Origin of the sequence: Halobacteriovorax sp. YZS-3-1, assembly GCF_047084945.1 — a bacterium.
GTDB lineage: Bacteria > Bdellovibrionota > Bacteriovoracia > Bacteriovoracales > Bacteriovoracaceae > Halobacteriovorax_A > Halobacteriovorax_A vibrionivorans.
The window spans coordinates 640,789-655,424 of the sequence record NZ_JBKIYI010000002.1 but is presented as its reverse complement, the minus strand read 5'-3'; the positions used below and the strand labels follow the sequence as shown (position 1 = coordinate 655,424).

Sequence of the window (14,636 nt, the reverse complement as noted above, 5' to 3'; positions counted from 1 at the left end):
TTTATCATTTTAAACAACTTTTGTACCCATAAATCGCCATCCGCACAGCGTCAATACAAGTTAAACGAGACATCACATAATGGACTTATGACTCATGATGAATTCTTATTAAAGATTAAAGAGTGCGACACACTGCAAATAATTGGCCCTATGCTGAGCGATACTTCAATTTTAAATAGTGAGCTAGCTTCTATTTATGTTGATGGTGGCCTAAACTACTACCGGCCATCTAAAATAGCCTCTCTTTCTATTGGTGATAATGATTCAAATATAAGTGATTTTAATATTGATATAAGACTTAATCCTGAAAAAGACTTATCTGACCTTGATGCCGCCCTAGAGCTTATTCCCAATAATATTACAAATTTGTACTTCTTTGGCTTTAGTGGCGGAAGAGCCGATCACCAACTCTTTAATTTAGGCTCTATTCATCATTTTTTAAAAGATAGTAAAAATCGACGTATTTGTTATATCGATAGGAATATTCAAGTTATATCAGCTGGACATCATATTATAAAACAAGACGGGCCCTTTTCAATTATTAGCCTAGAAAAGCAAAAAATTAAAATTTATGGTGAGTGTAAATATAAATTACGAGATTGGACCAGTGTTGAAGCGCTAAGTAGCCTTACTCTTTCAAATATTGGAAATGGAGAAGTCCACTTAGAAAGTGAACTCCCCCTTTTCATCTACCTTGATTAGTGTGAAGACTTATCACTGCTATCGGCAAATAATTTCACGAAGCTTTCATTAGCATCCGATACATTTATTCGCTTTGACTTGTTCTCAGCGCTTTTTGGTAAAGCTAAATACAAGATACCATCTTGCATTTGAGCTTGAACCTCATCACGATTTATTGTCTGAGGAACAGTGATGCTTCGAGAGATTCTTCTTGTTTCTCCCCCACCATTTTCAAATAATGTTTTACGAGTTGCTTCAATTGTAACGAGTCCATTATCAACCTGAATATTCAAGTCTTCCTTTTTTACTCCAGGCATATCAACACTTAGTAAATAAGCATTATCCGTTTCTTTCATTTCACCAAAGCCTGCACTTTCACTTGAAAGACCACGTCCCTGCCAAATATCCTCTAAACCATTGATCATCTCTCTGAAGTCGCTATCAATTGAATCTCCAGAAAAAAAGCTCGATGCGAGATTGGAATTTCTACGTGGAATAATTGAACGTCTCATCATATTCGCCTCCTAGTTTTAAATTAATAAGACGATTGAGATTTTAGCACTGTGAAAAAAGGAGCTAAACTTAAGAGATTTTTAAATGATTCAAATAATTATTAAATGACCTCATGACCCATAAATGAACAACTGCTTGTGTATAGCGATAAAGATACCAAGGTAAATATGGCCTAAATTCATTAACCGATACTATTGTGTAGCGTCCTTCGGCAACAGCGCGAAACTCGAGCCAGCCAGTATTCTTTGAGCCAGACAATAGACCTCCTACAATATGAAATTTAACTCGATTAAGGTTTGAGGTATTTGAGATTTTCTTAAGAGCAAGTAGAGACTTTTTTAACCCTATCAATTTGAATTTAACAATCTCATCATCTTGCTCCACATAAACAATCGAGTGAATATAGCGTGGGAGCCAATTCATATACTCTTGGGCCACTCTTTGCATATCTAAATGAGACGGATTGTCTAAGCGCTGAATTGATCGGACATTCTTATGTTCAAATCGACGCTTTTTATAACGTTTTGATTTTTCAAACTTATTAGTTGAGATCTTCTCTAGCATAGACTTATATGTTGGATAATTTATACAGTCCTTAATATCTTCATTTACCTCAACTACTGGTAAATGACATTTAAGGCTATCCACAAGAGGAGCAACTAATTCAAAAGGGGCCTCACCAAAAGTACTCACCCACCATTTTGAAAGGCTTAAATAATTAATTGGAACAGGTATCATTGGACATCTCTTACCAATATGAGTGGCCGTCTCTCTTATTAATTGTTCATAGGTGACCTTTTCACCATTAACAATATTAAGACACTTATTATAGAACTTTGGGTTGCCTACTACTTTTTTGAAAATATCTGTTAAGTCATCAATATAAACGAGCTGAGTACGACTCTTAGTCCAGGATGGCAGAATCATTGCAGGAAGGTTTAGAACAAGATTCTTTAAAATTTCAAAAGAAGATCCACCATTTCCAACAATCATTCCCGCTCTTAAAATTGTCGTAGGGATTTTACAAGTCTGGAAAACTTCTTCAACTTCTAAACGACTTTTTAAGTGAGTACTTGTTTCTCCATCCGGAACTAACCCACCAAGATAAACGATCTGCTTTACATTATTTTTTATACAGGCCTTAGCAAAGTTATCTGCTAGTACTAAATCTGTATCTTGAAAACTTCCTTGAAATAATTTTGATGATGGCAACATTGAATGGACAAGGTATACTGCAACATCAGTATCTTCTAGAGAATTTTTAATACTCTGGTAAGAGAAAAGATCACATGACCTCCACTCAAAACTCGCCTCATTCGGACGATTAGAGGAACTACGAGATCGACCAAGGCCTCTAACATCATGAATCCCATTAAGTTTTTGAATAAGATGATGACCTATAAAGCCAGAAGCACCAGCGATAGTAATTTTCATTATTAAAAGATATCATAAAAAAAGCCTAGGCAATACCTAGGCTTAGTTAATTTATGTCGAATGAATAGATTTTAAGAAATTATGGCTCTAGCATCATCTCATCAGAGCTCTCTTCTTCTGTTGATTCCTCTTTAGCAGGTGGTCGACATATAGCAATAACTTCTTCCATGTCCATCATTGCCTCAACCTTCTTAGGTAACTTCATATCAGCTACGGTTAAATTCTCCGCAATATCAAGCCCTGAAACATCAATTTCAACCTTTGCAGGCATATCTTTTGGAGTACCGCTAAGAGTGATATTATCGTGCATTAAAACAAGGACACCACCTTTCTTACGTCCAGCTGGCTCACCCATTGCAACAATAGGTACTTCAACCTCATTTGTTTCACCTTTAGGTAATTCAACAAGAGAGAAGTGAACAAGTTCCTTTGAAACAGGGTCTCTTTGTATTTCTTCAAACTTTACAAAGATAGTACGTTTCTTTGACTTAACTTCATAGACCTCACCTGTTTTACTGATGGCCTTTTTAAGGTCTAATTCAGATGCTCTAACAGGAGTATTCTCAACATTTGGTCCATACATTGTCCCTGGGATTAATCCCATATCACGTAATTCGTGAGTCTTTGTATGTAGATCACGATCTTCTATTTTTAGTTGAGTTAATTTATTAGTCATTTTGCTCATAACCATCCTTTTTTTTGTTGAACGATTTCTATTTGTTAGTAATAACCTAACGCAAATAGACTTATAAATTAAATGCATATAAGATTATGGATATATAATGTTAAATCTATATAGGTGCTTTATGTATAAGATCAATTTCAATCATCTCAAGTACTTCCTGACAATAGCAGAAGAGGGCTCAATTGTTAAAGCTTCTAAGAGGCTTAATATTACTCAACCAGCACTGAGTCATCAATTGCGTTTACTAGAAGAAGATCTTGAGAAGAAACTATTTGACCGCTTAGGCAAGAAGCTTGTTTTAAACGACAATGGAATTGTCGTTATGGAGTATGCACGAAAAATCTTTCGACACTCAGAGGAGATGATTCAATATCTCAAGTCTAATAATGATGATTTTATAACAATTATAAAAGTTGGAACTGTTCCATGGGTACCTAATGATGTTATCTATGACTTCCTAAAACCACTTATCATCAATCCACATTTAAAAATACAAATCTATCAAAAAGACCTCGACTCCCTTTATAAAGATATAGCAAATAACAAACTAGACTTAATTCTCTCGGACACAGAGTATACAGGCCGTTCAAAGAAGCTCATTGCTCACAAATTAAAGGCAGAACCATTAGTTTGTGTTGCAGCTTCTAAAAATAGCTTTAAGGGAAAATTTCCAAATTGCTTAAGTAATAAGAAAGTAATTAATTATCCAGAGATCTGTGTACTTGGACGCAATATTGAAGACTATTTTGAAATTAATAATCTTTCGGTAAAGATTGTTAGTGAATTTACAGACTCATCTTTAATAAAGTCTGCTGTCGAGCACGGTGGAGTTGCCGCATTTCTACCTAGAAGTGTTGTAAAGCAAAGCTTGAAAGAGAAGAGGTTGATAAAGCTTGGACAAGATAAGAATCTAGTCTTTAACTTATGGGCCATCACAAGTGGAGATATTTCAAAAGAAAATGCTCTTGCTCAAAGAATTGTAAAATATAGAGGCAGTTAAACAAGAGGTAGGTTTAGAGTTACTCGAGACCCACAATCTGGTAAGTTTTCAATTAATAATTTTGCGTTATGTTTTTCCAAGAATGAATGAACTAATTTTAAGCCAATACCAGTTCCCTTCTCACCTTTCGTTCCTTGCTTAACATGGAATGTGTTACCACTTGCAAGTCCATTGATGACAACATCAGGAACGCCTTCTCCTTGATCAACAACTTCAATCTGATATCCATTTTCATCATGTTGACCTTTGACATTAATCTTTCCACCTTCAGGAGTGAATTTGATTGCGTTGGAAATAATATTTCTAATACAAGTCTCAATCATAACGCTATCGTGATTTAGAACATAATCTTCAAGGTCGACATCAATATCAAGTTCTTTTGTCTGGGCCAATTCAATTGCAAATTCAATGGCCTTCTCAATTGTTGGCTTTATATTTGTATCTTTTGGATCATAGCCTAAACTTTCATTACTTGTTATGGCCCAAGATAAGAGGTCTCTTAAGAGATTATCTGTTTTACGAGCTGCTTTTAAAATTCTATTTTGATAGCTTTGAATTCTTTCCGTACTTAGTTCTCGATTTGAGCGTGTTACAGCTTGAGCTGAAGACATAATCACTTGAAGAGGACTCTTTAGATCATGTGCAATTGTTGAGATGACATCATCTTTAGTCTTATTCATTTCAGCAAGTCGTCTATTTGAAATATGAAAAAGTCGCCAAGCGCGATTAAACATAGAACGAAAAGCAAAGAGAACAATATTTAAAGAAACGAGAATAAAAACGCGATAACCATGATTTGCTAAGTCTGCTTCAGGATGTAAAAGAGGAACTGTTAAAAATACTAAAAACAAGAGAACACAATTCCAAATGATACAATTTAGTCGCCCAGGAAGCATGACATAGAATGAAGTCGTCATAATCATAACACCAGCAAGAAGTGTTGAACTTCTTCCTTGAACCATAAATGTTAGAGCAGCGACAATAATGACTGATAGAAGTTTAATATAAAAAAGATGGACCTCAACTTTTTCACTATATGCCTTATTTCTCCACGAATAAACAAAGTAGAGTCCATATGCTACAAGCCCCACTCTTAAGGCAGTAAGTATATTTGGAGAACCATAAAAGAATGTCCTTTGGTAATCAGCGAAAAGGCCAGCAAAAAGCATCAAAATACAACAAGTGAGATAAGAGTAACGAATATAGAAAGAGTCCTTATTCCATGCATTTTCTAAATACTCTCTCTCTTCTTCAGAGTTTTTAAACTCTCCAAAGACATTTATAAATTGATCCAAAATTAAGTCCTACTGAAAAATATTTAAACTTAGTTACAATAAATTTTAATTAATGGCGACAGAAAAAATCATATCTAAGAATATTATACAATCGGGCCAAGAGGTATCAAAGTTCTTTAATATTAAATACTTAGAACTGTTAAGGATATGAATTATTTTATAAAACTCACATACATGTACACGTTCATAATCAAGATTATAAGTAGTTACAAAACCATTCCCAAGACAGTCTAAATATCTAAAGACAACAGCATTTATTTACACAATTAGAGAAGAGGACAATTTTTCCGTTTTAAATTTAGACGGCCTAGAAAATTGTTTCAAAATCCCCTAATCAAATAAGTAAAATGTTAGTTTTCCTTATGAATAATTTTCTAGCAACTCTACTATTGTCCACAGCTCTATTAAACCTAAACTCTTTTGCCAAAGAAGATCATCAAAGCTTTCTAAAGATCTCAATGGAGGTTCAACAAGAACTGCAATGTGAGAGAGAGTTTCAAATTATTAATAAAGCCTTTAAAGTTCGTTCTAAGGATTTTGTGGATTGTGAGGATGCCTTTTGGGCCGATAAGGCCATGAATAAAGTTAAACAAATTTCAAATATATCACCTAAGGTTAATATTGAATTACTTGCAAGAGACAGTGGTGCATCCTTTGATATTGGAAGCACTATTCGCCTTCCTTTAAGACTTACCTTTTCAAATCGATGGGGACAAGTATACGACTCTCTTAGCCTGGGAACGGATGCCATCCTCTACCATGAGTATTCACATGCAATTTTTGGCGAGGTCATTGGAAAGAAGTTTTATCCACAGTTTAAGGCAATGGCAGAAAGCTTATCACGATACAAAATAGCTCTTCAAAACGCCTATGCCACAGGAAATTATGGCAACGCAGTTAAATACTACGAAAACCAGATAAAGAGACTACAAGAGAAAATGAAAACTCATCATGAAATAGAGTATTATCATTTATCGTCATCGTATAATGAATTCTTTGCTGACCTTGTTGCGGTCTTAGTAACGAATAACCCTAATAGTATATTCAATGCTCTCTACTATGATGAGATGAGTGATCAGAGCTATCAAATGATTAAGCTTAGGTCTTTTGAAGATCAGTCAACAAACTACGATAATCGACTACTAAATGAGATCCATGGAGAACTGGCCCTAGCAAGACAGTTTATTGGCAAAACAGTACTAAATGAGATCTTTACAATTAGAGATGAAGAATTAGTAAATCAAAGAAAGAAAGCACTTATTGATAATGTTCTTAAGGCAATTGATAACCAAATGACGAAGAGAATTGAGCTTAACGACTTTGGAATTTCACCAAAGAAAAATAATGAAGAATTAATTAAAGAGCTAAAAGAAGTTCTAAAGCTAGAAGTATAAAAAGCTAAGCAAAATTGCTGGTTACGTCAACGCGTCACACAATAAGAGAAGTTATTTAAAATCTTTACAAGATTAAATTGACGCTCTTTGCCCCTAACATTTATTATTTTCCACAGGAATCATTTAGGAGCATTTCATTAGCATCGATTTTCTCAAATACTTTTATCCAGCTTCTGCATTTGACCAAGAAGATGAGCTAGCGGCTATCCAAAAGAGATATCAGGCGCGCCTTATTACCTTCTCAACATTCACTCTTCTAATACACTTTTTAACAATAGTTATAATTATTTTCTCTCAAATTCAATTTACGACGAATTTTATATACTCTGAAGCATTAGTGATTCCATTGTGCTTAATCTCCTTATACACATATAAGAAATACGACAACCTTCTTACTTATCGAGTACTTTTATTTATTACGGCATTTGTGATCTTAAATTATCGTATTTATGTCATGCAGTCCCACTCGACAGAATTACTGACATGGATACTCGCTTTTTTCATCGTCATGGTCTACACGACAAGCTTCAGAGTTGCCATTATTATATTGATAAGTAATTTATCGCTAATAGCTTATAATACACAATATGGTGAAGCCTATGTGTGGCTCCTACCACTAAAGTATCAATTAGTAATTCATAAGATCTATCCCACCCTAATTATTGCATTTACCCTGCTTTATAAGAAGTTATCAGAAGTTGCCAGGACCAAGGAGCTAGAAAGTTTTAATAAAAGAGACGTGATATCAAAGATGATAATCACTTTATCTCATGAAATTAATAACCCATTGGCAATCGCAAAACTCACAGTTAACAAGCTTAAAAGAAAAAGTGAAAATGAAATTATGAATAAGATGGATGAAAGCCTAGATCAGATTTCTAAAATCACACATCTTATAAAAGACATAAGCGACTTGAAAGAAGTGGAGCATGGTGACAGAAGAATCTTCGATCTCTATAGCGCTATTAATACAAAAGATAAGTCGGCAAAGACTTAGGAGAATTTTATAAAAAAGGACCTATTAAATTACTTTTATCCAAAGTCTGCATTTGATCGTGAAGATGAACTAGCTGTAATTGAAAAGAGATACCAAGCGAGGTTAATCTCTTTTACGGTTATGACCTTAGTAATTAACTTTGCATTAATTCTCTTAATTTTCTTCTTTCAAATTGAAACGAATTCATTTTTCGTTCTAGCCTCATCACTCGTTATCCCTGTTGGGATATACACTCTCTACTTCTACAAGAAGTATGATAGCACCATTTTATATCGCTTATATATATTCTTTATTACGTTTGTCCTTTTAAACTACAGAACCTATGAAATACAATCACATTCAAGTGCACTACTACCATGGTTTATTGCATTTTTTATTATTAGTGTTCAGACAATAGATTATAAGTCTTCATTCCTCATACTTGTAAGTAATCTCCTTGTAATGAGTTATGGCTACTTTTATGGGACTGACTTCGAAGGTTTCCTCGCGCTGAAATATCAGATAATCGTCAACCAGATATATCCAACACTTCTTATCGTTATCTTTCTTCTTTATAAGAAATTAATAGAAAGATTAAAGGAGAAAGAAGTTGAACTGTTCCATAAGAAAGACGTTATATCCAAAATGATTATCACCCTGTCTCGAGAAATTAACTCACCTCTTACAGTTGCAAAACTTACTGTTAATAAACTTAGAAGAGAATGTAATGATGAATCAGTGGATCGTATTGAAGAGAGTCTAAATCGAATCACAAAAGTCACTCATCTAATCAAGGATATTAACGAGCTAAAAGAAGTAGAATATGGTGAAGGAAAAATGTATGACCTTTATAACACTATCAGAAATAAAGGTCGTTCAAAAAAAGATATTCTATCTTAGCTTAGCGATCAAGCAGAACTGACAAGTATAAGAGGTCATAATATGTTGCTAAGAAGAGGTCTGGATCTCTTTGAGAAAGGTCTCGATAATACCTCTTTGCTTCCTCACTTCCATCTTTAAATGACTTATTAAGGGCCTGGAAGCTGCGACTATTAATTGCATGATGCTCAACAACTTCTTTCGATAATGCCAAGGTTTGCTCTAAGTTGAAGTCCATGACGCCTTTTTTATAGTTTTCCAACTCTCTTTGAGCGGCAATGATAGCAGGAGTTAAGAAATAAACACTTCCACCTTTTTTAACAATTGGTCCAGCAAATGTACTGACTTTATCACTTGCAAGGTAAGGTCCCATATACTGACTATATGTTTTTCTAAGTAAGCTTCTCTTTGCACCAAGATTTCTCATCCCCTTCTTTTGGGCCAGTAGGAAAAGAGCATTTACTTCAGCAAACGATTCTGCTTCATGTACTCCATGTGCAGATGGTGAAGAAGAGTAATTCTTAAGCATGAAGTTTTGATCAAGACAGTGTGATAATTCATGATAAAGCGAATAAAGATATAACTCTTCAAGCGTAAAGAGATTTTCAAACCTTGAAAAGTCAAAGTTCTCATAAACATCGACTTCTTTTGAGTCACCTAAAACTCTTCTGACTTCTTCAGATAAATCATTCATAATTCCATTTGGTAAAACGGCGCAGAATTTTAACTCTTTCCCCCAGCCTCTTTCAAAGAAAGGTATCGCAGAAGCAGCACCATTTAATGATGTAAAGTACGGAACGAGATTCACGGCCTCATTATGTGAAAGTTCGATGTCATGAACATCTAAGGTATAATTTTTAACAATTTCAATCTGATCAGTCTCTTCTAGACCAACGAGTTTTGGTGCTATTTCATTCTTATCGAAAATGATAATAGGATACTCATAAGTATTACGATATTCCTCATTCAACTTTTCAACTTCACTACTGAGATCAAAAGCAAAACCAAGGCCATGAGTTAACATTAATAAGATAGGAACAATTAAACGGGGTAGATTCTTCATGTTAACGTTAAACCATATATAAGAGGTGAAAACATTAACTCCAGAAGAATTACATGGAGTGAATAAAAAATATGCAATAAAAAGGGGGCCTAAGCCCCCAATATTATTAGGCGACCTTTATTTTTGGATTTAATTTTAAAGAGCAATTAACAGTATTTGTTACTAAACACTTATCTTTAGTTTCTTCTAGCAACTTCATATACTTATCGACGTCCTTTTTATTTTTGACTACTAACTCAGGCTTAATCTCTACCGAAGTAAAGGCCATACGTCCGTCTTTTCGATCTAAAGTTGCATCCGCTTTAACGTCAATTTTATCCCAGTCTAATTTTCTGGCCTTTGCTAATTCTTTAAAGCTTAATAGATAACAACTCGAAATACTTGCTGAGAATAGATCCTCAGGTGACCACTGATTTTGATCTCCTTGAAAGTCAGGACCTTGAAACTCTCGAGGAGCTGTTGAACGAATTTTACTTTCAATTCCAGAAGCTGAAATTTCCATGTTGTCATTTTTACTTTCACCATGTGAACTCGTAGTGTAAACACTCATATTTTTCTCCAATGTTTAGTTAATAATTGGATATTAAATGAAAAACGAACTCAAATGTTTTAAATAAAACCTCATTTTTATTTAAAAAGTAAACATGTCACTGATCTTCCAGTGTTTTAATTCTTTATAATCATGTTCAATTTAGATGACTTAAATTAAATTGAATTTTCCTAATCTAGGTCATCTTTTTTCTAAGGAAATTCTTCTATGATTAATCTCAATTAGGAGAAAGATATGAAATCTCATGATCTTGAAAAAAAGTACAACATCCCAGTTCCTCGCTATACAAGCTATCCTGCCGTCCCCCATTGGAATGGGGCCCCATGTGAAGGTATTTGGCTTGGACACCTTAAGGATCAATATGATCCAGCTCAGGGAGTGGAATTATATATTCATGTTCCTTTCTGTGAGAAGCTTTGTTATTACTGTGGATGCCATCGTGTTATTTCCAAGAATAAAGATCGTGGCCTTGAATATGTGAACTACCTAATAAAGGAATGGAAGCTATATAAGAAGAAGCTAGGAGATATCAAAATCGCCTCGATTCATCTAGGAGGAGGAACTCCAAACTTCTTAACAGTAGAGGCCTTTACAAATTTATTTAATGAGTTATCTCCAAACTTCAAAGAGGAAGAATTTAAAGGATCGATAGAAATTGACCCACGTACATGCACTAAAGAACAACTCGATATGTATAAGAGTTTTGGAATTGAACGACTCTCAATGGGAATCCAAGACTTTGATGAAAAAGTGCAACACGCAATAGGAAGAGTTCAGCCTTATGAGAAAGTAAAAGAACTTGTTGATTATGCTAGAGAAATTGGAATTGCTGATATAAATTTTGATTTAATCTACGGTCTTCCTTTTCAATCAACAAATACAATCACAGAAACTATAGAAAAAGTATTAACTCTGAACCCATTACAAATCGCTTTTTATAGTTATGCTCACCTTCCATCAAGAATTAAGAATCAAAGACTCATTCCAGAAGAGGGCCTACTACACGGTATGGAAAAGAGAGCACTTTATGAAAAAGGAAAAGAGCTTCTTGCCATTAATCATTACGAAGAAATTGGATTAGATCATTTTGCAAAAGATGATAGCAGCTTGGCCAAGGCCAAAAAAGAAGGTCGTTTAAGACGTAATTTTATGGGACATACACATAAGACATCATCCATGATCATAGGTCTCGGCTGCTCATCAATCTCTTCATCAATTAAAAGTTTTGCTCAAAATGAGAAGGAAGTTAAAGAATATTATAATAAGATTGATAGTGGCCTTCTTGCCATTAGATCTGGTCATATACAATCATCCCAAGATCTTGAAGTAGAAGAAATCATGCAAGACTTCTTTGCAACTAATAGCATTGATAAGAAGTCATGGAAAAAACTTAATCATGCAAGCATCATTAAACAAAAACTAGATGAGCTGCAAGAAGATGGCCTTATCGAAGAAGGTGATCGTTTTCTCGTAACAGAAAAAGGGAGACCTTTTATGAGAAATATCGCCAGTATCTTTGATCATCATTTACTAAAATCAAAGCAAAATAGTGGCTCGACATCCCTTTAAACAGATAGGCTGACTTGCAATTCCTCCCGGGATGACGCATAATAATATGTACACAACACACATATCTATAGGGAGAATTAATGAGTCAATTATCGCCACAAATGAAAGAAGAATTACTTGCTGAAATCAAATCTCTTGAGTCACAACTGACTGGAAATATGATGGATGATATGGATATTCGTGGTCGTATCCACAACATAAAAATGAAACTTGAAGGTGTAAAACCTGTTGATAGCTTTGTTGATTGCATTGGATGTGGTTCTTAAAATAATCAAATAAACTATTGTATAAAAAAGGCCTCAACTAAGAGGCCTTCCTTATGACAAAAAACGCGAGAGAGAGATGCGTTTTTATGACAGCATTAAATCTTCAAATGCAGTAAGTCCGGCCTTGGCCCCCTCACCCATTGAAATAATAATTTGCTTATACGGAACAGTTGTAACATCACCTGCCGCATAAATTCTTTCTTGATTCGTGCGACATTTATCAGTCACAATAATTTCACCAAATTTATTTTTTTCCACAAGATCACCTAAGAAAGCGGTATTTGGAACGAGCCCAATTTGGACAAAGACTCCATCGAGATCAATCTTTTTAATATCTCCAGAATCACGGTCCTCATATTCAAGGGCCACAACCTTTTCACCGTCTCCAATGACTTTATCTGTTCGAGCATTTTTAATAATTGTTACATTCTTTAGTGACTCTAACTTATCAATTAAAACTTGGTCGGCCTTTAACTCAGGAGCAAACTCCACAACCGTTACAGACTTAACAATTCCAGCAAGATCGATCGCTGCTTCAACTCCAGAGTTTCCACCACCGATTACACTTACATCCTTGCCTTTATAATAAGGTCCATCACAGTGAGGACAATAAGCAACACCACGTCCTAGATAGTCTTTTTCTCCTTCAACTCCTAGCTCGCGCCACTTAGCACCCGTTGCAATAATAAGAGACTTTGTTTTAACCACTTCACCACTATTTAAAAATAAAGTCTTAAGTTCTCCATTTTCGATATTATCAACACGACGATGTTCTAGTAGCTTAATATCGTATTCTGAAACATGTTTTCCAAGTGCAGCTGAAAGCTCAGGGCCTTCAGTATATGGAACAGAAATAAAATTTTCGATTCCCTTAGTATCTTGCATCTGACCACCAACACGATCAGTGATAATGGCAGTCTTTAGGCCTTTTCTTGCTGTATAAACAGCAGAAGACGCACCAGCAGGTCCACCACCAATAACAATGACATCGTACTCTCCAAGGTCCTTAGTTTCATTTGAAGTTGAGCTCTCATCTTTGCCAAAGCGCTCTTCTAACTTCTCAAGGAGATCAACAAGTGATGACTTACCAGAATGTACAAGGTCTTTATCGTGAATAACACTTGGTACACCTTGAATTTTCAATTCCTTAATTTCATCTTGGACGAATTCACCATCAATCATTTCATGAGTAAAATCTTCCTTATAAATGGCCATTAAGTTTAAGGCCTGAACAATATCAGGACAGTTTTCACATGAAAGAGAAATATATGTCTTAAGATCTATTGATCCTTTAAGAGATTTTATTCGATTAATGATCATATCATCAGGGAGCTTCCCTTTTAGATCACTATTTAAAATGGCCAGGATTAAAGAGGTAAACTCATGTCCTCCAGGGATCCCTGAAAATTTAATTCCATTTGCCTTCCCATTAACTTGAATTTCAAAATGTGGGTAATCATAAGTCTCCCCACTAGACTTTGTACTTATTTTAGGAGAAGTACCTGCGATGCTCTCTAGCATCTCTACAAGCTCTTGTTGCTTTGAATTGCTAGATTCACTGTACACAAGTCCAATCTCACTTTCTAAATTAGCATAGACTGATTTTAATTGTTCAATGATTGCGTTATCTAACATTTTGTTCTCCTTCTTCAAAAAAGGGGGCACGAGGCCCCCTTTATATATCTAGTATTCTGTATAAGAATAATTCCTAGATTTTACCTACAAGGTCTAGACCAGGCTTAAGTGTTTCCGAACCTGGCTTCCACTTAGCTGGACAAACTTCATCTGGGTGCTCAGCAATAAATTGAGCAGCTTGAACTTTTCTCATTAGTTCATCAGCGTTACGTCCAATTCCGTTGTCTTGAACTTCAGCAAGCTTAATTTCACCAGCAGGGTTGATTAGGAAAGTCCCTCTATAAGCAAGACCTTCTTCTTCAATATGAACACCAAATGCTCTAGTTAATTGACCAGTTGGGTCTGCAAGCATTGGGTACTTGATCTTCTTGATTGTTTCAGAAGCATCATGCCATGCTTTGTGAGTGAAGTGAGTATCTGTTGATACAGAGTAAACTTCTACACCCATTTTTTGGAATTCTTCGTACTTATCTGCCATATCACCTAGTTCAGTTGGACATACGAAAGTAAAGTCAGCTGGGTAGAAGAAAAGGATAGACCATTTTCCTTCTAGGTCTTTTGCTGTAACTGTTTTAAAGTCATCGTTTACGTAAGCTTGTACAGAAAAATCTTGTACTTTTGTGTTGATTAAAGTTTGCACTTGCATCTCCTTTTATAAAAGTTTTCAGTGTTTAATTCTTGCCTAGAATTATGGCA

The 14,636-nt window shown here is 35.0% G+C and carries 15 protein-coding genes; 7 read left to right on the top strand and 8 right to left on the bottom strand.

Translation table 11 applies throughout. The features are described from left to right. The first annotated feature begins 87 nt into the window (after positions 1-87). Positions 88-702 (top strand): hypothetical protein, encoded by a 615-nt coding sequence (locus ACMAZI_RS13210; RefSeq protein WP_115361013.1) that lies wholly within the window; start codon positions 88-90, stop codon positions 700-702. Here ACMAZI_RS13210 and ACMAZI_RS13205 read toward each other — a convergent pair. The 3 genes from ACMAZI_RS13205 to ACMAZI_RS13195 all read right to left on the bottom strand — a co-directional run bounded on the left by ACMAZI_RS13205 (position 699) and on the right by ACMAZI_RS13195 (position 3,313). Then, positions 699-1,196, bottom strand: a complete 498-nt coding sequence (locus tag ACMAZI_RS13205; protein WP_115361015.1) for an Hsp20/alpha crystallin family protein — start codon at positions 1,194-1,196, stop codon at positions 699-701. The genes ACMAZI_RS13210 and ACMAZI_RS13205 overlap by 4 nt on opposite strands. A 67-nt stretch (positions 1,197-1,263) precedes the next feature. Next, on the bottom strand, positions 1,264-2,628 hold the full coding sequence (locus ACMAZI_RS13200; protein WP_412474273.1) for an NAD-dependent epimerase/dehydratase family protein: 1,365 nt from the start codon (positions 2,626-2,628) through the stop codon (positions 1,264-1,266). Between the two features lie 79 nt (positions 2,629-2,707). Then, positions 2,708-3,313 carry a 50S ribosomal protein L25 gene (locus tag ACMAZI_RS13195; protein WP_412474272.1) on the bottom strand — a complete coding sequence of 202 codons (606 nt, stop codon included), beginning with the start codon at positions 3,311-3,313 and terminating at the stop codon, positions 2,708-2,710. A gap of 121 nt (positions 3,314-3,434) precedes the next feature. On the opposite strand from ACMAZI_RS13195, the gene ACMAZI_RS13190 reads away from it, so the two are divergent. Further along, positions 3,435-4,313: a LysR family transcriptional regulator gene (locus ACMAZI_RS13190; RefSeq protein ID WP_158536837.1), complete on the top strand. Its 879-nt coding sequence runs from the start codon at positions 3,435-3,437 to the stop codon at positions 4,311-4,313. On the opposite strand, the gene ACMAZI_RS13185 is transcribed toward ACMAZI_RS13190, so the two are convergent. Beyond that, a complete protein-coding gene (locus ACMAZI_RS13185) occupies positions 4,310-5,608 on the bottom strand; it encodes a sensor histidine kinase (protein ID WP_412474271.1) in 1,299 nt (432 codons plus the stop codon). The genes ACMAZI_RS13190 and ACMAZI_RS13185 overlap by 4 nt on opposite strands. Positions 5,609-5,970: 362 nt before the next feature. Between ACMAZI_RS13185 and ACMAZI_RS13180 the strand changes: the two genes are divergently transcribed. From ACMAZI_RS13180 to ACMAZI_RS13170, 3 genes are all read left to right on the top strand, one after another. After that, a complete protein-coding gene (locus ACMAZI_RS13180; protein WP_412474270.1) occupies positions 5,971-7,002 on the top strand; it encodes a hypothetical protein in 1,032 nt (343 codons plus the stop codon). Between the two features lie 346 nt (positions 7,003-7,348). Beyond that, positions 7,349-7,999, top strand: coding sequence for a sensor histidine kinase (locus ACMAZI_RS13175; protein ID WP_412474269.1), 651 nt, complete (start codon positions 7,349-7,351; stop codon positions 7,997-7,999). Positions 8,000-8,119: 120 nt separating this feature from the next. Next, positions 8,120-8,878 carry a hypothetical protein gene (locus tag ACMAZI_RS13170; RefSeq protein ID WP_412474268.1) on the top strand — a complete coding sequence of 253 codons (759 nt, stop codon included), beginning with the start codon at positions 8,120-8,122 and terminating at the stop codon, positions 8,876-8,878. 1 nt (position 8,879) lies between these two features. Here the strand turns inward: ACMAZI_RS13170 and ACMAZI_RS13165 are convergent, their stop codons facing one another. Both ACMAZI_RS13165 and ACMAZI_RS13160 read right to left on the bottom strand, forming a co-directional pair. Then, entirely contained in the window at positions 8,880-9,920 is a 1,041-nt protein-coding gene (locus ACMAZI_RS13165) for a hypothetical protein (RefSeq protein WP_412474267.1), read from the bottom strand. Between the two features lie 106 nt (positions 9,921-10,026). Then, on the bottom strand, positions 10,027-10,470 hold the full coding sequence (locus tag ACMAZI_RS13160) for an OsmC family protein (RefSeq protein ID WP_120404431.1): 444 nt from the start codon (positions 10,468-10,470) through the stop codon (positions 10,027-10,029). Between the two features lie 234 nt (positions 10,471-10,704). Between ACMAZI_RS13160 and hemN the strand changes: the two genes are divergently transcribed. After that, positions 10,705-12,039: an oxygen-independent coproporphyrinogen III oxidase gene (gene hemN / locus ACMAZI_RS13155; protein WP_412474266.1), complete on the top strand. Its 1,335-nt coding sequence runs from the start codon at positions 10,705-10,707 to the stop codon at positions 12,037-12,039. An 80-nt stretch (positions 12,040-12,119) separates the two neighbouring features. Continuing rightward, positions 12,120-12,305: a hypothetical protein gene (locus ACMAZI_RS13150; protein ID WP_115361040.1), complete on the top strand. Its 186-nt coding sequence runs from the start codon at positions 12,120-12,122 to the stop codon at positions 12,303-12,305. Positions 12,306-12,389: 84 nt separating this feature from the next. Here the strand turns inward: ACMAZI_RS13150 and ahpF are convergent, their stop codons facing one another. Together ahpF and ahpC are read right to left on the bottom strand one after the other, a co-directional pair. After that, positions 12,390-13,940 (bottom strand): alkyl hydroperoxide reductase subunit F, encoded by a 1,551-nt coding sequence (gene ahpF / locus ACMAZI_RS13145; protein WP_412474265.1) that lies wholly within the window; start codon positions 13,938-13,940, stop codon positions 12,390-12,392. Between the two features lie 73 nt (positions 13,941-14,013). Further along, positions 14,014-14,586, bottom strand: a complete 573-nt coding sequence (gene ahpC, locus ACMAZI_RS13140; RefSeq protein WP_199506631.1) for an alkyl hydroperoxide reductase subunit C — start codon at positions 14,584-14,586, stop codon at positions 14,014-14,016. Positions 14,587-14,636 lie beyond the last annotated feature (50 nt).